Annotated in this window: 16 protein-coding genes; 10 read left to right on the top strand and 6 right to left on the bottom strand. The window is 62.7% G+C overall.

Annotated elements, in window-relative coordinates; genetic code table 11:
* From GYH35_RS21985 to GYH35_RS21965, 5 genes are all read right to left on the bottom strand, one after another.
* Positions 1-1,416, bottom strand: a complete 1,416-nt coding sequence (locus GYH35_RS21985) for a TolC family protein (RefSeq protein WP_161829515.1) — start codon at positions 1,414-1,416, stop codon at positions 1-3.
* 97 nt (positions 1,417-1,513) lie between these two features.
* Complete coding sequence (locus GYH35_RS21980) at positions 1,514-2,173, bottom strand: TetR/AcrR family transcriptional regulator (RefSeq protein ID WP_161810502.1); 660 nt, start codon at positions 2,171-2,173, stop codon at positions 1,514-1,516.
* A 51-nt stretch (positions 2,174-2,224) separates the two neighbouring features.
* Positions 2,225-4,021: a DAK2 domain-containing protein gene (locus GYH35_RS21975; RefSeq protein ID WP_161829514.1), complete on the bottom strand. Its 1,797-nt coding sequence runs from the start codon at positions 4,019-4,021 to the stop codon at positions 2,225-2,227.
* Between the two features lie 46 nt (positions 4,022-4,067).
* Positions 4,068-4,877 carry a general secretion pathway protein GspB gene (locus GYH35_RS21970; RefSeq protein WP_161829513.1) on the bottom strand — a complete coding sequence of 270 codons (810 nt, stop codon included), beginning with the start codon at positions 4,875-4,877 and terminating at the stop codon, positions 4,068-4,070.
* A complete protein-coding gene (locus GYH35_RS21965) occupies positions 4,877-6,520 on the bottom strand; it encodes an ExeA family protein (protein WP_161829512.1) in 1,644 nt (547 codons plus the stop codon). The genes GYH35_RS21970 and GYH35_RS21965 overlap by 1 nt, the downstream gene beginning before the upstream one ends.
* 245 nt (positions 6,521-6,765) lie before the next feature.
* Between GYH35_RS21965 and GYH35_RS21960 the strand changes: the two genes are divergently transcribed.
* From GYH35_RS21960 to GYH35_RS21915, 10 genes are all read left to right on the top strand, one after another.
* Entirely contained in the window at positions 6,766-7,692 is a 927-nt protein-coding gene (locus tag GYH35_RS21960) for an ABC transporter ATP-binding protein (RefSeq protein ID WP_161810506.1), read from the top strand.
* Positions 7,685-8,509 carry an ABC transporter permease gene (locus GYH35_RS21955; RefSeq protein ID WP_161810507.1) on the top strand — a complete coding sequence of 275 codons (825 nt, stop codon included), beginning with the start codon at positions 7,685-7,687 and terminating at the stop codon, positions 8,507-8,509. The genes GYH35_RS21960 and GYH35_RS21955 overlap by 8 nt, the downstream gene beginning before the upstream one ends.
* 195 nt (positions 8,510-8,704) lie before the next feature.
* Positions 8,705-9,223, top strand: coding sequence for a RidA family protein (locus GYH35_RS21950; RefSeq protein ID WP_202624489.1), 519 nt, complete (start codon positions 8,705-8,707; stop codon positions 9,221-9,223).
* Between the two features lie 9 nt (positions 9,224-9,232).
* On the top strand, positions 9,233-10,054 hold the full coding sequence (locus GYH35_RS21945) for a MerR family transcriptional regulator (protein WP_161829511.1): 822 nt from the start codon (positions 9,233-9,235) through the stop codon (positions 10,052-10,054).
* Positions 10,055-10,238: 184 nt separating this feature from the next.
* Positions 10,239-13,958 carry a DUF4132 domain-containing protein gene (locus tag GYH35_RS21940; protein ID WP_161829510.1) on the top strand — a complete coding sequence of 1,240 codons (3,720 nt, stop codon included), beginning with the start codon at positions 10,239-10,241 and terminating at the stop codon, positions 13,956-13,958.
* Positions 13,959-13,986: 28 nt separating this feature from the next.
* Positions 13,987-15,051, top strand: coding sequence for an ATP-binding protein (locus tag GYH35_RS21935; RefSeq protein ID WP_161829509.1), 1,065 nt, complete (start codon positions 13,987-13,989; stop codon positions 15,049-15,051).
* Positions 15,048-17,390, top strand: a complete 2,343-nt coding sequence (locus GYH35_RS21930; protein ID WP_161829508.1) for a DUF5682 family protein — start codon at positions 15,048-15,050, stop codon at positions 17,388-17,390. The genes GYH35_RS21935 and GYH35_RS21930 overlap by 4 nt, the downstream gene beginning before the upstream one ends.
* Positions 17,387-18,514, top strand: coding sequence for a VWA domain-containing protein (locus tag GYH35_RS21925; RefSeq protein WP_161829507.1), 1,128 nt, complete (start codon positions 17,387-17,389; stop codon positions 18,512-18,514). The genes GYH35_RS21930 and GYH35_RS21925 overlap by 4 nt, the downstream gene beginning before the upstream one ends.
* On the top strand, positions 18,511-20,523 hold the full coding sequence (locus GYH35_RS21920) for a hypothetical protein (RefSeq protein ID WP_161829506.1): 2,013 nt from the start codon (positions 18,511-18,513) through the stop codon (positions 20,521-20,523). Before GYH35_RS21925 ends, GYH35_RS21920 begins: the two co-directional genes overlap by 4 nt.
* Positions 20,523-21,044 (top strand): GNAT family N-acetyltransferase, encoded by a 522-nt coding sequence (locus tag GYH35_RS21915; RefSeq protein WP_161810513.1) that lies wholly within the window; start codon positions 20,523-20,525, stop codon positions 21,042-21,044. Before GYH35_RS21920 ends, GYH35_RS21915 begins: the two co-directional genes overlap by 1 nt.
* A gap of 14 nt (positions 21,045-21,058) precedes the next feature.
* On the opposite strand, the gene GYH35_RS21910 is transcribed toward GYH35_RS21915, so the two are convergent.
* Positions 21,059-21,571, bottom strand: coding sequence for a hypothetical protein (locus GYH35_RS21910; RefSeq protein WP_161810514.1), 513 nt, complete (start codon positions 21,569-21,571; stop codon positions 21,059-21,061).
* Between the last annotated feature and the right edge of the window lie 77 nt (positions 21,572-21,648).

The following is a 21,648-nucleotide window of genomic DNA, read 5'->3' as shown; positions in this document are numbered from 1 at the left end:
TCAGACTCCTGGATCGAGCGGGATGTCCCCCGTCGAGGTCGCATATTCCAGCTCGGCGCGGCGCGCGAGCACATTGAAGCGGGTGAGGTTGTGATTCAGCTCGGCGCCGGTGAGCGCGCTGCGAGCATCGATGAACTCGACCTGGCTGATCACGCCCTCGTCACGTTTGCGGCTGGCGATGCGAAAGGCTGCCCGCGCCGCGTCCGCGCGAGCGGCGGCTGTCGCCAGCGAATCCCGCGCGGTAGTGAGTCGATCGTAAGACTGTTGCACTTCGAGGCGGATTTGCTGGGCGATTTCTTCCTGACGCAACACCAGCTGTTTCTCGGCGGCGCGTGCTTGATGAACTCGCGCGGTGTCGCCGCCGCCATCGAAGATGCGCCAGGTGAAAATCAGCGACGCCGTGCCGAAGTTATAACCGTCGCCAAAACGATAGTCCTCACCCTGCGTGCCCGCATCCACGCCGAGCGACAAAGTCGGCCATTTCTGCTTGCGAGCGATCCGCGTCTGCTCTTCGCTCGCGCGGCGCAATTGTTCGGCCTGTGCGATTTCCGGACGGCGATCCAGCGCCATCGACCAAAGCTGTTCGAGGGCGGCTTGGTTCGCGCCCGCATTGTTTGGCGGCGAGGACGGCTCGATCGACGATTGCAGCTGCCGATTGAGCAGAAAGTTGAAAAAGCTCTGCGCCTGAGTGGCCAGGTTCTCGGCTTCACGTTTCTGTTGCTCGACATCGAGCAACTCCGCCTTGGCCCGGAGCACCAGGTCTTCGGTGATCTTGCCGTTGCCGAACAACGATTCGTTGACCCGCAGGTTCTCCCGTAACAGCGCTTCGCTCGCGGCAACGATCTCGACGGAGCTGCGCGCTTTCAGCCAGTCCACATACGAAACAGTAATGTCACGGCGGAGCGCCCGGGCAATCGCCATTCGATTGAAACTGCTCGCGTCCAACAATGCGCGCTGAGCGCGAACGGCGGCCGGAATTGCCGGCGCATACAACGGCTGGCGCAGCAGTAATCGCGTGTCCTGCTCTTCGGTGCGCAGGAACGGAATCGTCTCATTGGCAAGTTGAGGAAAGCGCGCCGGCTGCCCTTGAGCGACCAGCATCTCGTTCAAGGTCGAGTAAACCGGATTGAGCGAAGTGCCGATCGGGATGTCGATCACGCGGCCACCATCGGCGCGCGTGTAACGCGCTTCGAACGACACCTCGGGAAAGAAGCGCGCGCGGGCTTCGGAAAGCGCTTCGGCCGCCTTTTCGACTTCGAGATGTTCGCTCTGGAGGGCGAGGTTGCTGCGCAATCCTTCGGCCACATAGTTCGCGACGATGGTGTCGAAGTCGCCGCCGTTTGCCGGCGCCTGCGCCCAAGCGGCGCTCGCGCTCAGGCACAGTCCGATCGTCGCCAGAAGAGGTGGCGCTCGCATGCTCTCGTTCCCTTTGGTGGCGTTCCCTTCCATCCCGGCCGCCACAGTTGTTCAGTCGTTAGACAAGTGTCAAAAAATGCTCAAATAAAAACCAGCTTCAGTCGGCCAACGGCCGCGCGGCGCCGGCCAGCGTGTAGCGAATCATCGCGATGGCCTGTTGCGTGAGCTGGGTGACGCTGATGCCGGCCTCGGCCAGCGGCCCGGCCTTGGTGATCGCGATCTGGGTCAGGCCGTGGGTGAAGCCCCAGAGCACTCGGGAAGTTACCTGCAGGTCGCCGACGTTGGCGCGGATGCTGCCGTCACGTTGACCCGCTTCGAGTGACGCGACCACCACGTCATGCACCTTCATGCCCATCTGGAACACGGCCGCTTCGACGGGACCTCTTTCCGCGGGGTCGCTCGCACGCAGCTCGAGGCGGGCGCAGGCGTCGAAATAATGGGGAAATTCCAGGCCAAAGGCCATGTAAGCGCGGCCCATGGCCTCGATCTGATCGATGCCCATGCGGGCCCGGGCGCCGGCTTCTTCAAAACGGGTACGGAGTACTTCCATCGCGCGTTCGGTAATGGCGAGCAACAGTTCGCTCTTGTCCTTGAAGTAGACGTATACCAGAGCTCGACTTAGGCGAGCCTTACGCGCGACCGCATCCATGGTGACCGCTTCCCAGCCCAGCTCGCCATACAGGCTCTCGGCCGCGTCGACGATCTCATTGCGTCGGCGGTCTTTCTCTTCCTGGCGGCGATCGGCGATGTAGGACATGGCGCTATACTGCGCCCGCCGTTGACACGGTGTCAACGACTGAATTGATGTCTAGGACGGCTGGATTCCTACGACCAGGGTGCCCGGCCCCCCATGGGCGGTGAGGGTGCTGCCCACAGGCATCACGAAGGCGCTCTCGATCCGAGGATGCGCTCGTCGCAACCGATCGAGCAAATCGTGCGCTTCAGTTGCCGCGTTCGCATGACCGATGCCGACGCGATAGGGCTGGCTGCTCTTCATGCGCCGGATGATGAATCGGACCAACTTGTCGCGTCGATTGCGACGGCCGAACAACATGCCCGCGGGCGCGATGCGGCCATCCGGGTGACTCGCGAGCACTGGCGAAAGGCCCAGCATATTTGCGATGGAGCGTACTGCCGGCTTCACACGCCCGCCGCGCACGGCGTAATCGAGCGAGCCGATCAGCGCATAGGTGCGGGTGAGAGGAATCATCTTGCGGACGGCAGTGACGATGTGGGACGCATCGAAGCCCTTCGCTGCCAACTCCGCGGCGTAGATCGCCAGCAAACCCTGACCGATCGATGCATTGCCTGAGTCGAGCACCTCGATCGCGCTGGAGCTTTGCACCCGATCCGCTGCCGATTGCGCGGCGTTGTATGTACCACTGACTTTGGCGGTGACGCTGATCGAAACGACCGCCTCGAAATGCGAGCCGAGAAATTCGAACTGACGACGAAAATCGCCGGCCGGCGGCTGCGACGTCTTTGGATGGACCGGATTGAGGACCAGCTCCGCGAGAAACTCCTCCGGCGACAAGCCAACCTTGTCCAGGTAGCTTTGCTCGCCAAACTGAATGCGCAACGGCACGACATGAATGCCGAGCTCATCGAGCACGTCGTCGGGGATATCGGCGACTGAGTCCGTCACGACAGCGACTCGTCGCAGCTCATCGTGAGCCGCTTGTTGTTGACGCTGCATGTCATCGGCTTTCTGTCCGCTGACCGCGCCGAACAAGCTGGCGATGCGAAACACCTCGGCCGGGTCGTTGACGTGAATGTGAACTTTGGATTTGCGATTCGTGCCGGCCAGCACCAGCGACGAGCCGAGCGCGGCCAGATGCTCGCGTAACTTGCGACGATCGATGTTGGCGCTCGTGATCGTGCATTCGGTGCAGAAGCGATGCGACAGATCGTGTGTTTCTCCGGCGGTCGTTTCGTGGTCTGCGGCCGTTACCGAGACGTCGGCGGGTTCGGCATCGACGTCACGATGCAGATGGTCCGTCATGCCCTCGAGCAGATCGACGAAGCCCTGCGCTCCCGCGTCAACCACGCGCGCGATACGTAGCGCTTCCAGTTGGTCCGAAGTGCGCTGAAGTGAGGTTCGCGCCTTCTTCAGCGCCTGTGAGAAAAGACTGAGGTAGTCGTGCAGGCCGGTGGCAGCGAGGCGCGCAGTCTCGGTGGCGAAGTCCGTGATCACAGTGAGCACTGTTCCTTCGCGGGGTTCGGCCAAACTGTCGCGGGCGTAGATTGCGCCTGTTGTCACTGCAGTCGCGAACTGAGAGGTGGATAAAGCGGCGTGCGAGGCAGCGCTGTCGCCCATGCCGAGAAAGAACTGCGCCAGGATGGCGCCGGAGTTGCCACGAGCGCCATCGAGTGCCGCATCGGCGGCGCGAGTGAGTGTGGCGCCGGCGTGATCGTCCGCGCCCCGGCGAAGGCTGGCGAGCACGGCGCTCATGGTGAGCGCCATGTTTGTGCCGGTGTCGCCATCGGGCACCGGAAACACGTTGATCCGGTTCAAATGTTCCTGATCGGCGATCAGGCGCTGGATGCCGGCGCGCAGCAGGCGGCTGAGACGGGCGCCGTTCAGTTCGAGCACTGGTGCAGGCATGAGACGTCGGTTCGTCGCTCGCGCCTGCGAGGATTCACAGGCGGGGTTATTGTCTTGGGAGCAAGAAACGCAGACCGCGCTGATTCAAAATCACGCCCTCGGCCGTGATGCGCTCGACCGTCGGGCCTTCCTTGGTCGCTTCGCCTTCCAGATATTTCCGCATGTTCACGAACACGAAGCGCTCGCTCGGCTGCTGGGAATTCACGTGAATGTCCAGGTGCAGGTCGGGAAGATTGGTGCCGCTCGACACCAGGTCGTCGAACGTCGGCAATGTTTCATTGCCGACCAGCGCGCCGGTGCCGGCAGCTGGCGCATTCGCCGCCTGTCGTGATTCGAACACCGCGCCCGAAGGCAGCGGCTGCACGGCGGGCGGCTGGATCTGACGCACCATCGGCGGACCTTCGGGTACGGCGCCCGCGCCGGCGAGGTGAGAATTCGCCGGGTCCTCGGGATAGCTCTCGCCATAGCCGTTCGCTTCATCCGCCAGCGAGCGCACCGATGGATCGGTGGGCACGGTCTGCTGATAAGTCGGTTGTGCCGGCGGCTGCTGCTGATACTGATATTGATACTGCTGCGTCGGAGCAGGCGCGGCCTGAGGCGGCGGAACGTTATAAGTCTGCTGAGGTGCGGCTTGCACCGGAGCCTGCTGAGCGGGCTGCACCGGCTTCGCATCGCCATCGCGAATCAGCACGACCATCAACACACCGAGATTGACGACCAGCAACGCCGCGACGGCGGCGACCCACCACGGCCGCTCGGCATTGCGTCGAACCACATGCACATCGGCCAGCGAGGGGCCGACATGGCGTTGACGCTCGTTCTCGGATTTTTTCAGGGCATCGAGAATGAAGCTCATCAGCTCGTTCCCCGCGCCTGCGCTACGAGCACCGGCGTGCCGGGCGAACCGCCCAGCGAGTCCAGTACGATCTGGGTCTGCACGCCGGCGATGCCGTCGACGTTCAAGCGATACTGGCGCTGAAAGTCCTCGACCATTTTCACCAGGTCCTCATCGTAGTAATCGCTGGCCGGCTCCCCGTCCGCTTTGCCGGCGACCGTATTCAGTTTGGTGCGCAGCCAGCGCACGCCATCGCCTTGCATGCCGGGCGACAGCGCCCGCGCCGAGCCGAGCTGCGGCCGCCACAGCACCAGATAGTCGCCGTACCACAGCCGAGACAACGATGCGATCGACACCATCCTGGTCTCATCCGGCAAGTTGATCTTGGCGGTGTCGCCCACCAGGCCCGACACCACCACCTGGTGCGCGTTGCTGTCCTCGTCGATCAGCGTCAGGATCGCGGGACGATTCAAAGTCCGCAGCTGGCCCCAGGTGCCTTGCTGATAAACACAGGCGAGCCCTTGCTTGGTCGCCTGATCGCACGGCCGGCCGCCCTTGGGCGTGAACTTCGCACCCCACAGCGAGAACAGCTGGCTGAACGCACTCTCGGTGTTCGTCATGCCGACCTTTTCCACCAAGACTTCGGCAACGTCTTGCGGGCGCGGGGGCGCGGGCGGCAGAGCTGCTGCCTGCGCGACCTGCACCGGTGCAGCTTCAACGACAGCCGGCGCGGCAGCGACAGGTTCTTCAGCGTCGGTCGTTCGCGTGAGTTGCCAGATGCCCAGCGCCAGACCGAGCACGGCGACACTGCCAGCCGAGCCGAGCAGCAGCTTCATCCACGGCGGACTGACCGAGCGACCCGACACTTCACTCGCAGCTTCGCGGATCATTCCCGGTCCGATGCGATGTTGTTCCTGGGTGAACGCGCCGAGCAGCGCTCGATCGCAAATCACATTGATGATTCGCGGTACGCCGCCGCTCAAGCGATGCACTTCGCGCAACGCCGCGCTGCTGAATATTTCCCCGGCGGCGCCGGCGACCTTCAGTCGGTGATTCACATACGACGCCGTTTCGGTACGCGATAGCGGCGCGAGGTGATACCGCCCGGTAATGCGCTGAGCGAGCTGCCGCAGCTCGACCCGATCCAACAGTTCGCGCAACTCGGGCTGTCCGATGAGGATGATCTGCAGCAGCTTCTTGGAAGCGGTTTCGAGATTGGTGAGCAGGCGCACTTGCTCGAGCGTGGCCGGCATCAGGTTCTGCGCTTCGTCGACGATCACGACAATGCGGCGGCCCTTGGCGTTCGCTTCCAGCAGGCGGCGGTTCAGCAGGTCGACCAGATCCTTGATGCTGGTGGCGTCTTCATCGCGCATGAAGATGCCCAGCTCTTCGCAAATCGTCAGTACGAATTCAACCGGCGTCAATTGCGGGTTGAGGATGACGGCCACGTCGGCGTGGCCCGGCATGCGCTCCAGCAGCGAGCGCACGATGGTGGTCTTGCCGGTACCGACCTCGCCGGTGAGCTGAATGAAGCCGCCGGCCTCGGTGATGCCGTACAAAAGATGCGCGAGCGCCTCCGCATGCCGCTCGCTCATGAAGAGGTAACGCGGGTCGGGAGTGATCGCGAAGGGCTTCTCGCCCAGGCCAAAAAAGCTCGTGTACATGCTGAGTTGCGCTATCGCAAGGCCGTCATGATGCGCCCTGAAATCGTGCCGTCAAGCCGCCGTGACGGCCAAATGCCCGGCCGCTGTCGGCTAACCGACACACCCAATACCAACAGTTCGTCGCAGGCACGACATTGGTGACCGCCGCCGCCTTGCTGGGTGGGGCCGGGCCCGATACCCTTCGCAGCCACTTTTTCCACTCCGATCAATGTCATCGCCGCCTGACCAGGCGGTGCGAAGGCGCCATGCAAGCACTGACCTTCCAGCAGCTCACAAAGACCTACAAGAACGGCGTTCAGGCACTCAAGGGGATCGACCTGGCCGTGCAGGAAGGCGATTTCTTCGCGTTGCTGGGACCGAACGGCGCCGGCAAGACCACGGCCATCGGCATCGTCACCTCATTGGTCAACAAGTCCAGCGGCAAAGTTCAGGTATTCGGCCACGACATCGATACGGAGCTGGCGATCGCCAAGTCCTGCATCGGCCTCGTGCCCCAGGAAATCAACTTTAATCAATTTGAAACAGTCACCACGATCCTGCTGAACCAGGCGGGTTTCTACGGCATTCCGCGCCATGTGGCGTCGAAGCGCCTGGAGAAATATCTGACCGCACTGCAGTTGTGGGAAAAACGGAACGCGGTGTCGCGCACCTTGTCAGGTGGCATGAAGCGGCGCCTGATGATTGCCCGGGCGCTGATGCATGAGCCGCGCTTGCTGATCCTGGACGAGCCCACTGCGGGCGTGGACATCGAAGTGCGTCGCACGATGTGGACGTTCATGCGCGACATCAACGCCGCCGGCACGACCATCATCCTGACCACGCACTATCTGGAGGAAGCGGAGAATCTGTGCCGGCACGTCGCCATCATCGACAAGGGCCGCATCATCGAGAACGACCGCATGAGCCGCGTCCTGCGCAAACTGCAGACCGAGGTGTTCGTGTTCAACCTGCGCAACCCGATCGCGGCGGCGCCGGTGCTGCCGGGCTACGCTGTCAGCATGCCGGACGATCATTCGCTGGAGATCGAGGTCTCCAAGGAACAGAGCCTGAACGACATTTTCTCGCAACTGTCCGCGTCCGGCATCGAAGTGCTGTCGATGCGCAACAAGACCAACCGACTGGAAGAGCTGTTCATGCGGCTGGTGAATCAGAAAGAGGCCGCCCATGGATAAAGCCGTCGAATCTTCCAGTCTGTCCCCGTCGGTGAAAGAGCCCGTGCTGCTGAAGACGAACATCGTCGGCTTCAACACCATCGTGCTGCGCGAGTTCAATCGCATCATTCGCATCTGGGGCCAGACCATCGTTCCGCCCGCGATCACCGCGACGCTGTATTTCGTGATCTTCGGCAGCCTGATCGGCGGCCGCATCGGCGACATGGGCGGCTACTCGTACATCCAGTACATCGCGCCCGGCTTGATCATGATGTCCGTGATCACCAACTCGTACGGCAACGTCGTGTCGTCGTTCTTCGGTGCGAAATTCGGCAAGCACATCGAGGAGCTGCTGGTGTCGCCGCTGCCGGGCTGGCTGATCGTCGGCGGCTATGTGATGGGCGGCATCACGCGCGGCCTGATCGTTGGCGGCGTGGTCACCGCGATCACGTTGATCTTCACGCACCTGAAGATCTACAGCATCGGCGTAGTGATTTCGGCGGTGCTGCTCAGCTCCATCGTGTTCTCGCTGGCCGGCATGATCAACGCCGTGTTCGCGAAGAACTTCGATCAGATCTCGTTCATTCCGACCTTCGTGCTGACGCCGCTGACCTATCTGGGCGGCGTGTTCTATACGATCAAGCTGCTGCCCGACTGGGCCCAGGGCATTTCGCACGCCAACCCCATTCTTTATATGGTGAACGCGTTCCGCTTCGGCTTCCTGGGTGTGTCCGATGTCAATGTGGGTCTGGCCTATACGATCATGATCGGCGCCGCGGTCGTTCTGTACGTCAGCTGTGTGTGGCTGCTGCATCGGGGCGTCGGCACGCGCGAATAGACGTCATCCATGAGCGAGCGCCTGAGATCGAGCGTCGATGGATTGCGCATCCAGGCGGACATCAGTCCTCGAGCCCTGGCTCGCGTCGCAAGGGAAGATCGTACTGGTCTATGACGTGCCGTAGCCCCCGGGCTTGACTCTCCCGCCACTGGAGAGTTGAGAGTCGCGCTTCCACTGCAATTCAGGGAGCACAGCGTGAACGTCAACGAGCCCAGTTCATCCACTCGGCGCGATGTGATCAAGACTGCATTGGTCGGCTCCGCCACCCTTGCAGCGCCCGTCGCGGCTGCACCGAGCGACCGGGCCAGTCGCAATTTCCGACTCTACGATCCGGACAAACTGCCTCCCAGCACCGGCTTCTCGCAGGTAGCGGAAATAACGAGAGGCAAGCTGCTGTACATCGCCGGCCAAGTGCCGCGCAATGCCGCAGGCGATTTGGTCGGGAAGGGCGATTTCCGCGCGCAGCTCGAACAGGTTTTCATCAACCTGGGTATTGCCGCCGCCGATGCAGGCGCATCGTTTGCGGATATCGTGAAATTGAACTACTACTGCGTCGCCAGCATTGAACCCGCCCAACAGCGTGCAGTCGTAGAGGTGCGGGACCGCTATGTAAACACGCAGTCCCCGCCGGTGAGCACGTTCGTCTTCGTGAGCCGACTCGTGCATCCCGATTGGCTGGTCGAGATCGAGGCCGTGGCGGTGCTGCCGTCGTGAGGAAATGCGATGCTCCGAATCGGTGAGTTTGCTCGCCTGGCGAACGTCTCCATCAAGCTGGTGCGTCACTACGACGAGATCGGTCTGCTGCCCGCGCACGCCATCGATCCGAACACCAACTATCGTTACTACTCCGTCACGCAGCTGGCGCGCATCAACGAGCTGCTCGTTTATCGCAGCCTCGGGTTTTCGCTTCAGGAAGTCAGGAGACTGCTGCGCGCCGAACATTCGCCTGAGCAGCTGCGGGAGATGCTTCTGCAACGGCGCGCTAGCCTGCAGGTAAGAATCGAGGCGGAGCGTGCGCGGCTCGAGGAAGTAGAGGCGCGCATTTCACAAATTGAAAGGGAGGGGGCGCTGCGTCCGTATGAAACGACGATTCGCAGCCTGGATGCCGGGTTCGCTGTGAGCCTGCGACGTACGTGCGATTCATACGATGAGATCGGCGACATGCTTCAGGCCCTGCGTGCGAAGCTGCCTGCAAAGTCCGCGGTGATGGGACAGGGCGCGATCTGGCATCGTTGTCTGGGCACCTCCAGCAGCATCGACTGCGAGGCGCTGCTGTTCGTCGACCCGGACAGGTCGTTACACTGCGACGGCTTGACGCTCGTCAAGGTGCCCGCCTGCACAGTGGCTTCGGTCATGCTCGACGACACAGTTGAGAATCCCCGCTCAGCGTACCGAGCAGCGGTCGACAGAGCTAGCCGCCTGGGGTATCGAATTGCAGGTCCGATGCGGGAGCGATATTCCAGTCAAGCAGAACCGGGCGGCTCCATCGAGGTGCAGTTTCCGCTTGCGCCCGCGAGTCGCCGTCCTTCCTGGTCGCATTTGTGAAACCAAGCGCGCCTGGCGCGCGGGCGTGATCAGACAGCCCGTGCACATGGGTGGTGGCGACCGCCATGTGTTTGGCCGCTGCTGCGCGCGAGAGTGAGTTCTCAGTCCCGGACCGGGTTGCTTGATTCAGCCGCTTGCCTCATTACGATGGCGAGCGGGTGCCAGCAACATCAATGGACTAAGAATGAAGCGCTTCGAACTGGTCGCAGGGACTTCCAGCAAGTTCTGGGAGGTCTCGGTCTCGGGCAGCGATCTGACGGTACGTTTCGGCCGGATCGGCACTAGCGGCCAGACCAAGACCAAAGCCCTGGCCAGCGCGGCGGCTGCCGAGAAAGAGCGGGACAAGCTGATCAAGGAAAAGACCGGCGGTGGCTACAAGGAAGTGACAGTCGCCGCGGGCGCGACCTTGGCGCCGGTGAAGACCGAGCCTCGCGAGACGTCCGCCAAACAAACGCCAGTTGCGGAGTCGCCGGTTGAGCAGCCCGCACCCTCCCAACCCGCAGTTGCCAAGGTAGCCGAGGTCGCGCCGGCGCCCGCACCGTCGAAAGATATCGAATGGCCCACCGGCGGCTTTCAATGGACCGCCGAGCTCCGCAAATCCCTGCCCATCGTGCGTGGGATCAACGTGCCGCCCTTGCCGGCGCTCCAATCCTCACCGCTCGAGCCGTTCGAGTTCAAGGACGAAAAATACCTCTCCGCGGGCAACATGCAGGCGCTGGCCAGCGCCGCGGGACGGCCGTGGACTTACTGGGGCGCCGCCGGCTCACGCGAACGCATCACTACCGAGTCATTGCGGCAGGCCGACCACGAATTCTGGCTGGAAATGTTTGCTCAGACGCTGTGCGCGTTTCAGCCGAAGGGCATGGACTGGGTCATCTCCTGCGGCCGATCCTTGCACGGCATCGCCTTCATGCTCGAGGTCACGCTCGAGATGTGGGCCATCATGAGCAAGAACCCTCGGTACTACCCCACTCAGCTATTCGGCGATCTGCGCCACGCCATTGCCGCTGCGGACGACGCGGAGTATGCGGCGGCGCTTGCTGTCGCAACCAAGGTGCGTGCTGCCGGAAACAGCGAGCACCTGATGCCTACGGCTTATTTGTTTCCGCATCTGACGGAATGGGTGCTGGAGGCCATGGAGCGCAAACTCGACAGCACCGATCTGGTGCTGGCTCAAAGCGTCATCCCGCCTGAAGCGCTGTATGCACATCTCCATTCCAAGCAGTGGTATCTCTATTACCTTGCCGGCGCGCTGCTGTTACAGGCGCATTTGCATGGTGAGCGGGCGTTCGATCTGCTGGCGCTGGCTTTGAAGAAGGCAGGCGATCGCGACAACATCGAGCGGGCGTTGCGTCTGCTGACTGCCATGCGCGTACCCCAGCTGATCGAAGTGCTGGTCGACCGTATCGAAAGCAAAGAAGTGCGCGCGGCGCTCGATAAGGAAGCCGAACGCTATCCGGCCGCTGTGTTGCAGACGTGTCTGCAGAAGTGGCTGGCCAACAGCGATCGCTCGCTCGAAGGTTGGCTGGTGCGCCTTGCCTTGCGCAAGCAGGAAGCCGCACAAAGCGCGCTGGCGACACTCGATGCTGGCGGCCGCGCGAAGTTCGAAGCGTTGCTCGCAGCGTTGAATCGCACCGACGCCGATCCGGCGAGCTTGCCGGAGTTATTGCGCAATCCTCCCTGGTTGCAGAAACGCAAGGCACAGGAGTTGCCAACACTGACGCTGCAACAGCTGCCGGTCACGGACACGTTGCAGTGGTCGCAATCGGAATTGCAACAGCATGCCGGCTTCAAGCCGAACTCCTATGCGCTGAACAACAAGCCGGCCAACGAGCCGCAGGATCACTACTTACTCAAGTTCCTGGACATCGCGCCCACCTCGTTCGAGCGCATTCTGCGCGGCGAGCCGTTTCGACCGGAGGATCAGCAGACGCGGGAGTATCGGCGCGGCTATGTACTGGAGCATGTCATGCTGCTGCCGGAGAAGGTGGTGCTGTCGCTGTGGAACAGCTTTCCGGCCCAGGGGTGGTATTCGTGGTCGGACCACAACACGCCAGCGATTCTCGCGCTGCTCGCTCGCCATGGTTTGAAGGCCCTGCCTGGTTTCCTGGCTTACGCGCAAGCAAACACTCTCGAGGGTCTGACGATCGCGGCAAAGATAGATTCTGCCGCGCTAGCGCCGATGGCGCTGCACGCGCTGCGTAATCTGAAGAAAGCGAAGTCCATTGCAGCTCAGTGGATTTCAGCGCATCCGCGCACGACGGCGATCGTGGCATTGCCGGTTGCATTTGGTACGCCGCGTGAAGAGCGCGACAACGCGCGATTCGGTCTGCGCTGGCTCATGCAGAACGGCTTCGAGAATGTCGCAAGAGACGTAGCAAATGAATACGGTGCGGAGGGCGCGGCGGCTCTGCAGGCATTGCTCGATGCCGACCCGCTGCTGGTGCTGCCTGCGAAGATGCCGAAGATTCCTCCGTTCTTCGTTCCTGCCTCGTTTCGACGCCCGGAGTTGCCGGACGGCGGGGCCTTGCCCGTGAGCGCGTGTGAATACATCGGGAACATGTTGACGATCAGTCGGCTGGATGCGCCGTATCCCGGCATTCAGATCGTTCGCGAAACGTGTACGTCCGCTTCACTCGCGGAGTTTGCGTGGGATCTGTTCGAAGCCTGGCTTGCGAGCGGCGCGCCAAGCAAGGAAGGTTGGGCGTTCCAGGCGCTCGGCTTGCTCGGCAACGATGAAACCGCGCGCCGACTCACGCCGCGTATTCGCGAATGGCCGGGCGAAGCTGCGCATGCTCGTGCAGTCACAGGCCTCGATATTCTCGCTGCAATCGGCACCGACGCGGCGCTGATGCATCTCAACGCCATCGCGGCCAAAGTGAAGTTCAAAGGCTTGCAGGACAAGGCGCGAGAAAAGATCGATGCGATTGCCGAAGCGCGCGGCCTGACGGCCGCCGAGCTGGCCGATCGACTGGTCCCGGATCTAGGGCTCGATGAGGACGGTCGACTGAAGCTCGACTTCGGTCCGCGACAGTTCTATGCGAGCTTCGATGAAACCTTGAAGCCGCTCGTGCGCGACGCCCAGGGCACGCGACTGAAAGATCTGCCGAAGCCGAACAAGAGCGACGACGCGGCGCTCGCGGAGGCGGCCACCGAACGTTACAAACAACTGAAGAAGGACGCCAAGTCGATTGCGAGCGTGCAGCTCATTCGCCTGGAGCTGGCAATGATCGCGCGCCGCCGCTGGTCCGCCGCGGACTTCAAGTTGTTCTTCGTCGATCACCCGCTGACGCGGCACTTGTCGGCGCGCCTGGTCTGGGGCGTGTATCGCGATGGCCAGATGGTCACCGCGTTCCGCGTGGCTGAAGACTGGACGCTCGCCGACGATCAGGACTCTTTGTATGAACTGCCGAGCGACGCGACGGTCGGTATCGCGCACGTACTGGAAATGCCGCAGCCGTTGCAAGCCGCCTTCGGCCAGATCTTTGCCGATTACGAGATCCTGCAGCCGTTTCGCCAGCTGGGCCGCGAGACATATGCGCTGACGGAAAACGAGTTGCGCGGCACCGAGCTGACGCGCTTCAAAGACAAGTTCGTCGCGACCGGCTCGGTCATGGGCTTGATCAATCGCGGCTGGGAGCGCGGCGCCGCGCAGGACGGCGGCTGGGTCGGACATTTCAGCAAGCCGATCGACGATCAGTACGAAGTGCAGATCGAGCTGGATCCGGGCACGGTGGTCGGCGACGTGAGCTACGAGCCCAAGCAGCGCATCCCGAGCGTGATGTTCCGCAAGTCCGGCACTTGGGACCAGCACGGCCTGGTGAAGTTCTCCAAGCTCGATCCCGTGCTCGCCAGCGAAGTGCTGCGCGATCTCGAGTTGATGGCTCCTTTCGCAGGTGAGTGACCCAATGAGTCAGGATGCGCGCCGTTCGATGCAACGACCTCCGGCGGAAGTGTTGTACGCCGAGGAGCTGGCGAAGCTCAAGAAGCGCGACCGCGACGCGACGCCGCCCGGCTGGCAGCTATCGATGAAGGCGGTGCTGCAATTCGTGGTGGGCGGCGACGGCATCGATCCGAAGATCGTGTGTGCGCCAAGTTTGATCGAGCGGGCGCTCGTGACACTCGCATCCAATCGCGCGCTGCTGCTGGTCGGCGAGCCGGGCACCGCCAAGAGTCTGCTATCCGAGTTGTTGGCAGCTGCGATCAGCGGCACCAGTACGCTGACCATCCAAGGCAGCGCCGCGACGACCGAAGATCAGATCAAGTATGGCTGGAACTACGCGCTGCTGTTGAACGAAGGACCGTCACCGCGTGCGCTCGTGGCGTCGCCGCTTTATCGCGGCATGCAGGACGGCCGCATCGTGCGCTTCGAAGAAATCACTCGCTGTCCGCCGGAGGTGCAGGACGGGCTGCTGTCCATTCTCTCGGAGCGGTTGCTGATGGTGCCGGAGCTGCCCGATTCGAACGCCGTGTTCGCTGCCCCCGGCTTCAACTTGATCGCCACCGCGAACACGCGCGATCGCGGCGTGAATGAGATGTCCGCGGCGCTCAAGCGTCGTTTCTCGTTCGAGACCGTTTTCCCGATTGCAGACTACGATCGCGAGCTGGCGCTGGTGCAGAGTGAAGTCGCTCGCATGCTTGCGCAAGATGGCATCAAGGCCCGGCCGTCGAGCGATGTGCTCGAAGTATTGGTGACGACGTTCCGCGAGCTGCGTCAGGGTGTCGATAAAGAAGGCGGCGCGAGCGAGAAGCTTTCGACCGTCGTCAGTACCGCTGAAGCGGTGAGCGTTGCATATGCGGTGACCTTGCGTGGTCACTATTTGCGAGGCGACGCCGGGCGACCGGCGGACATTGTCGAAGCCCTGGCCGGCGCAGCCGCGAAAGACAACAGCGACGACCTGAAGAAAATCCGTCGCTACATCGAGCATCGCGCCGGCAAGCGTAAGGGAGATCATTGGCGGGATTTCCACGCCGCCCGTCATCTGCTGCCGCAATGACCGTTCAGGTCCTCGGCATTCGTCATCACAGTCCGGCTTGCGCGCGGCTGGCTGCGCATCTGATCGAGACGCTCCAGCCGGGTGCGGTGTTGATCGAAGGGCCGAGCGATTTCAATCATCGCATCCGCGAACTGCTGCTGGATCACAAGCTGCCGATCGCCTTGTACAGCTACAGCAATTCGGGCGAGCGGCCGGCGCAGTGCTGGTTTCCGTTCCTCGACTATTCCCCTGAGTGGGTCGCGTTGCGCGCGGCGCATGCCGGCGGCGCCGATGTGCGATTCATCGACCTGCCTCATTGGCAATACCGGACGCTGCCCGATGCGCGTCGCAGAGTCGCCAGTGTCGAAAAGGATGAGCGGCGCTCACGTTATGCCGAGAGCGTTGCGGCGCTATGCCGCCGCTTCGCATGCGATGGCGATCATGCGCTGTGGGATCACTTGTTCGAGTCTTTGCCCCCTGACGCTCATGGCGAGTTGCGAGAGCGGCTGGATTTCTACTTTCACGAACTGCGCGGCGATGATCCAGGGACGGAGCAGGACCAAGCGCGTGAAGCGTATATGTCTCAATGGGTCGCGTGGATGCGCCACGAAGCCGACAAACGCAACGACCGACGCCCCATCCTCGTCGTGTGCGGCGGTTGGCACAAGCGACCGATCGAAACGACCTGGCCGACACTCGACGGCTCGATCCAGCCCGAAACATTCGCGCCGAGCAGTGAGCATGCGGCGGGAAGCTATCTCGTTCCGCATGAGTACCGGCAGGTCGATGCACTGGGCGGCTACGGCGCCGGCATGCAATCGCCGCTGTTCTATCAGTGGGCCTGGCAGGAAGGGTTGTCTTCCGCGGGCCAGCGTGCGCTCAAGCAAATCGCGTCACGGTTGCGAGGCAAACGCGTCGCTGTCTCGACCGCCGACCTGATTGCACTCGAGCTGACGCTGCAAGGGTTGAGTCGCCTGCGAGGCCACGCGGTGCCTTTGCGAGCGGACATTCTCGACGCTGTGCAAAGCGCGCTCGTGAAGGAGGCGCTCGACAGTCCCGCTCCTTGGGTCGGGGATCGTCTGCTCACAACGCAAGACCATCCGCTGCTGCGCGAGGCCCTGCTTGCGATTACGGGCGAGGGTGGCGGGCGACTGCATGCCGATACACCGTTGCCGCCGCTGCTGCATGACGTTGATCGTGAGCTCACAAGTCGCGGTGTGCAGATCTCTCGCAATAGACAAGATCTCGTGCTGGATCGACGTCGCGACGAAGATACGCCTCGATCTCAACTGCTGTGGCGTCTGCGGATCCTCGGTGTCGAAGGTGTGCAGCTGAAAGAGATTCGGGCGCCGAACGCCGCGCGTCGACTGCCGGAAGCGCTTCGATTCGAAGAGCACTGGTCGTGCACGCAGGACGATCGATGGTTTCCAAATCTCATTGAAGCGGCTGCTTACGGCGCGACGTTGGAAAGCGCTGCGCGGGCCCGACTGGTCGAGCGAGTTCATGAAGCGCAGGGCAGGCCCGCCACAATCGCTGCCGGTATGTTGCAGGCAATCCGCGCAGGATTGCTCGATATGGGCGAAGAGCTTGCCGCGCAGCTGGCTCGTGAAATTCCAACGATGCACGATCATGCGGAGATCGCCGCCGCCGCGCATGTGCTGCTCGATGTGGTGAGTGCCGGCTTTTGGGGGCTCGACACCACCGGTTTGATCGGCGCCACCCTGCTGGTGATGGCTGATCGCATTCTGTGGCTGCTCGATGGCTGCCAGGGCGATCGCACGGTGCATGCGGTGGGCGATGTCGATGCCGTTCGTGTCTTCGACGGGGTATTGCATCTGGATAGCCAGGCGTTCGACAAACGATTCTGTTTGGAGACATTGGCGCGGCTCGCAGTCAGCTCGACCGTTCCCGCCGCCATCCGAGGTGCGGCCTTGGCCGTCGCTTTCGTTCACCAAGGGCTCACGCCTGATCGCGCGGCCGCTCGCGAACAATTACTGGCGATCGCACGTACCGTTCCGCCCCGCGAAGCGCTCGGTGACTTTCTGTATGGATTGTTCTCGTGCGCAAGAGGGGTGGCGACTGAGAACGATGCCATCGTGCGCGCCATCCAGGCCGCGTTGGATAGCATGAGCGTCGAAGATTTCCTCGTGGCGTTGCCTCGCTTGCGAGCCGCGTTCGCCTGGTTTCCGCCGCGGGAGCGTGGCGCGTTGGGCGCATTGGTCGCCGGCGTGTTGGGCTTGTCACAAGCCGAGCGGCATCAGCTGCTGCAACTCAAGCAGGGCGCGGATGCATTCATCGACGCGCGTCGAATCGAAGGCCAGGCGCTGACTTGGGCGCGCGAGCTGGGGATCGTCACATGAAGGCGCCCGTCGAGTTGACGGCTGTGGAGCGCTGGCGCCTGCTGCTGGGTGAAGCGGCCGAAGGAAGTTTGCAGACGGGCTCGGGCAACGGCCCTGCGTACGGGATGGATCGTGCGCTGGCCTGGCTCTACGGACGCGAAGGTTCGGGCGACACGCTCGATCGTCATGGCGGCGATGCGCCTTCGCAGCTCTCCGTGCCTGAGTGGATCAATGAAATCCACGAGCTGTTCCCCAAGGAAGCCATCGAGCGGCTGGAGCGCGATGCCATCGAGCGCTATGGCATCGATGAAGTCGTCACCAATCCCGAAGTGCTCGAGCGCGCCACGCCCAATCCGGCGCTGCTCGAGGCCGTGCTTCGTACCAAACACCTGATGAATCCGCAGGTGCTCGCGCTGGCGCGGCAGCTCGTTGCCAAGGTGGTGAAGGAGTTGATCGAGAAGCTGGCCAAACAAGTGCAGCGCTCGTTCAGCGGCAGCCGGCGGCGTCAGCAATTGAGCCGGCAAGGGTCGTGGAATCAGTTTGCCGCTCGCGAGACGCTGCGTCGAAACTTGAAGAACTACGACACCGAGCGCCGCCGGCTCATCATCGAGCGACCGATGTTCTATGTGAATCATCGGCGCACGCTCGAGCCGTGGCAGATCCTGCTGCTCGTGGACCAGAGCGGCAGCATGGTGAGCTCGGTCATTCACTCCGCGGTGACTGCGGCTTGCTTGTCCGGATTGCCCGGCATCCGCACACACCTCATCGCGTTCGATACCGAGATCGTCGATCTGTCAGCGCAGGTCGACGATGCGGTCGAGGTGCTGATGAACGTCCAGCTCGGCGGCGGGACTGACATTGGCAAGGCGGTCGGGTATGCGGCCGATCGGATCGAGGCGCCGCGCCGGGCCATTGTCGTCATCATCAGCGACTTCTACGAAGGCGGGTCGCCGCACGTGCTGATCGACACAGTTCGATCGTTGCGGGCACAGGGAACGATCGTGCTCGGCCTGGCGGCGCTCGATGACAAGGCGGACGCCGCGTACGACCGCGAACTGGCCGGCAAGCTCGTCGAGCTTGGCGCGCACGTGGGTGCGATGACGCCGGGGCAGCTGGCGGCGTGGATTGCCGAGAAGCTGAAGTGACTATTCGCACCGACCTTCAGCATCTATCGCCCGAAGCGCTGGCGCAGGCTTCGAACGCCGGCATAGTGAAGCGCGCCGTGCGTGAGCTCGAAGCGGGCTATCGGCCGCAGATCGCCCTCGATGCCAGTGCGACGTTGACGGCCACGTTTTCGGACGGCGTCGTCACGACGTGGGCGAACGGCAAACCCATCGACCAGTCCGCTTGCACGTGCGGGGCTGCGCGAGTTTGTCGACATCGAATCATCGCCGCGCTCGCGTATCGGCAGGAGTCGTCGAGCGTTGAATCGGTCGCGCCTCCGAAGAGCGCGCCGCCGGGCACGGTCACGGATGAGATGCTCGAGAAAGTCATTCCCGCGGCGCTTATGAAGATCGCGAACGAACAGCGTGTCCAGGGAATCAGCGTCGATGTGCGTCGGCAGGCGAGCGGCGAACCTTGTGACACCGCTCGATTGCCGGCCGCGACGGTGCGGTTCTGGGCGGGCGCCGCGATTGAAGCGGCGCGTTGTGATTGCGTGCGCGCCGCGGCTTGCGAACACATCGCGCTCGGTGTGTGGGCGTTTCGTGTGGCCGACGCCGAGCATGCGGCCGAGAACGCCGTTCAAGTCCGGCTCGGCGATGCGGGCAGTCGAACTCGCATCGACCGAACCGCATTCGTCGCGCTGACCCGATCGCTCTTGGCGCATGGTGTCGTCGCGGGTGCGACGCCTCATGTTCAAGAATTCACGCGTGCTCAGGAAGTGGCTCGATCTGCGGGAGCGCAGTGGTTACGAAACACTTTGGACGATCTGGAGCACTGGGCAGGCGCGTACGCAGCTCGGAGTGCGCTCTATGAAGCGCGCGATGGCGCTCACTTGCTCGCCGAGTTGAATCTTCGCGTGGCGGCAGGAAGTTTGCCGGGTCGAGCGCAAGCGGTGCTTGGCATCGGTCAGGCGAGCGAGACGGAGCTCGATCGATTGCGTTTGATGTGCCTGGGCGCGCGCACGACTCGCGATGGCGATGTGCGTATGACACGCATGGTGCTTGCCGATCTCGACACCGGAACGAAGTTCGTCCTTAACAAACAGTGGACCGTGCCTGGTGAGCGCCTGGCCGACGAGGCTGCATTGAGAGCTTCGGAGCGCGTCGCCCCGGGTGTTCGAATGGAACAGCTCGCGCAGGGCCAGTTGTTGGCACAGCATGCGCGGCGGCTTGCCGATGGTACGGTTCGACTGGCGGGAACGCGAAGCTCGCAGAACAGCGTGTTGCCCCAGGCGGCAGATTGGTCGGTGCTCGGCACGCCGCTACGCTTTACGAGTCTGTCTGAGCTCGTTGCGCAAAAGCGGGCGAGCCCGACCGCGCAGATCGAGCCTCGTCACGCCGCTGGTCGCTTCGTCGTGTTCACCCCTGCGCGCGTCGATCAGGTGCTTTATGACTCGAACGAGCAGGCATTGCTTGCCGTGGTTTGCGATCAGGAAGATCGGCCTGTGCTCGTGCGTCGAACTCATGAGAGTCATGTGAAGCACGCGCTCGATGCGCTCGCCGGAGCATTCACCGGTCAGTTCGGCGAGCTGCGTCACGTCGCCGGCGTTCTGCATTGGGAACAAGGCGTGGCGATCATCGAGCCCTGGGCAATCGCCGCCGACCGGGTCGTCGTTCCAGACTTCTCGCCCGCCTGCGGCGCACTGGCGAAAATCTCGCTCGGTCACGCGCCGGTACAGACAACGGAGCCGCTGGCAGTAGCGCTGAGACAGTTGCGCGAGACTGTCGGCGCACTGTTACATCATGGATACGCTCGCCTTCGCGACTCCTGGCTCGAGGACGCGACCCAGCTGCAGGGCCGGTTGAAGGTGCTCAATCTCACCGCGCTGTCTCAGAACCTCGCTTCGTTCGTCACGCTCGTTCAACAGTGTCGTGCGCGTGCTGAGAGCGTCGAACTTGCCGAACCGCTGTTGCAGCTGGTCGCGCTGGTTCAGTTGCACGAGGACGCGCAGGCGGTGCTGCTGCTGGGTGAACAGGAGGGAGGCAGCTGATGAGCGTGACTGTCCGGGAAATGCTGTTGGAGGAAGTGGGCCTGGTCATCGACTACTTCCATGAGTCGAGCGCCGAGCATCTCGAACTGTTGGGTGTGGACCCAACGCGGTTGCCGGGCCGCGTGCAATGGCGGCAGCTTTACGAAACCGACTTCGGACAGCCGATCGAGCGTCGACGCAGCATGCTTCTGCTATGGGAGATCGACGGCAGGCCAATCGGGTTCTCCTCCGTGGACAAGATCGTGTATGGCAAAGAGGCCTACATGCATCTTCACATCGTCGATTCCGGGCAACGCCAAAGCGGCTACGGCGTGGCCTGCGTTCGCGAGTCTGTCGATATCTATTTCGACCGACTTCGGCTCGAGCGTCTGTATTGCGAGCCGAACGCCTTCAATGTCGCCCCGAACCGGACGCTGCAGAAGGCGGGATTCCAATACGTGAAGACACATCGAACCGTGCCCGGCCCGCTGAATTTCCACCAGCCGGTGACGCGGTGGGTATATAAAAGGTTCGCTGGCTGAACATCGATCGGCGCCTAACGCTGTCCACGTTCCGTTGGCCTGCGATCGTCGCTTCGTTTGTTCGAACTCGCCTCGCATTCGGCAGCCTGCCGGGTTTCACGGGCCATCTCCGCCGCTCTGGTCATGCCCTGCGAGCTGAGCACGCATAAATAAGTGATGAACATCGCCGGGATCAGCGCGATGGCAATGGCTTGCCAGCCCTTCTTGATCTTGACGCGCCGATACACTTTCCGGCCAGGCGGCGGATAGCGCCGGGTTGCGATGGTTTCAATCGATTGGCGCGCTGTCAGCAGCACGATCAGAATCGCCGCAGCCAGCGGCGCGCCCACGAAGGCACTGTAGATCAACACCGTCGAGCCCGGCACACCGAAGATCGCTTCGCACGGCGCATCCGCCGAGAACAAGCGGAACCGAGGCAGCACCCACCAATAAATTGCAGCTCCCAACAGCGTGCCGACCACGACATGCAGAAGCAGCCGGCGTCGGCGCTCCTTGGGCGAGTACTGAGGTGCAAACTCCGGATCCATGATATGCCCGACCGTCAGCTGGTGCTGATGACAATCCCGTTGCCTTCACTGTCGCGCAACTGAGCGAATCGTTGCCC

It is taken from the genome of Steroidobacter agaridevorans, assembly GCF_009932555.1.
GTDB lineage: Bacteria > Pseudomonadota > Gammaproteobacteria > Steroidobacterales > Steroidobacteraceae > Steroidobacter > Steroidobacter agaridevorans.
The sequence above is the reverse complement of the archived record's forward strand: the minus strand, read 5'-3'. Positions and strand labels throughout refer to the sequence as shown.

Bases quoted from the DNA above. Each gene is read 5' to 3' on its own strand.
- GYH35_RS21985 (WP_161829515.1), bottom strand. From the start codon at position 1,416: ATGCGAGCGCCACCTCTTCTGGCGACGATCGGACTGTGCCTGAGCGCG.
- GYH35_RS21980 (WP_161810502.1), bottom strand. From the start codon at position 2,173: ATGTCCTACATCGCCGATCGCCGCCAGGAAGAGAAAGACCGCCGACGC.
- GYH35_RS21975 (WP_161829514.1), bottom strand. From the start codon at position 4,021: ATGCCTGCACCAGTGCTCGAACTGAACGGCGCCCGTCTCAGCCGCCTG.
- GYH35_RS21970 (WP_161829513.1), bottom strand. From the start codon at position 4,877: ATGAGCTTCATTCTCGATGCCCTGAAAAAATCCGAGAACGAGCGTCAA.
- GYH35_RS21965 (WP_161829512.1), bottom strand. From the start codon at position 6,520: ATGTACACGAGCTTTTTTGGCCTGGGCGAGAAGCCCTTCGCGATCACT.
- GYH35_RS21960 (WP_161810506.1), top strand. From the start codon at position 6,766: ATGCAAGCACTGACCTTCCAGCAGCTCACAAAGACCTACAAGAACGGC.
- GYH35_RS21955 (WP_161810507.1), top strand. From the start codon at position 7,685: ATGGATAAAGCCGTCGAATCTTCCAGTCTGTCCCCGTCGGTGAAAGAG.
- GYH35_RS21945 (WP_161829511.1), top strand. From the start codon at position 9,233: ATGCTCCGAATCGGTGAGTTTGCTCGCCTGGCGAACGTCTCCATCAAG.
- GYH35_RS21940 (WP_161829510.1), top strand. From the start codon at position 10,239: ATGAAGCGCTTCGAACTGGTCGCAGGGACTTCCAGCAAGTTCTGGGAG.
- GYH35_RS21935 (WP_161829509.1), top strand. From the start codon at position 13,987: ATGCAACGACCTCCGGCGGAAGTGTTGTACGCCGAGGAGCTGGCGAAG.
- GYH35_RS21930 (WP_161829508.1), top strand. From the start codon at position 15,048: ATGACCGTTCAGGTCCTCGGCATTCGTCATCACAGTCCGGCTTGCGCG.
- GYH35_RS21925 (WP_161829507.1), top strand. From the start codon at position 17,387: ATGAAGGCGCCCGTCGAGTTGACGGCTGTGGAGCGCTGGCGCCTGCTG.
- GYH35_RS21915 (WP_161810513.1), top strand. From the start codon at position 20,523: ATGAGCGTGACTGTCCGGGAAATGCTGTTGGAGGAAGTGGGCCTGGTC.
- GYH35_RS21910 (WP_161810514.1), bottom strand. From the start codon at position 21,571: ATGGATCCGGAGTTTGCACCTCAGTACTCGCCCAAGGAGCGCCGACGC.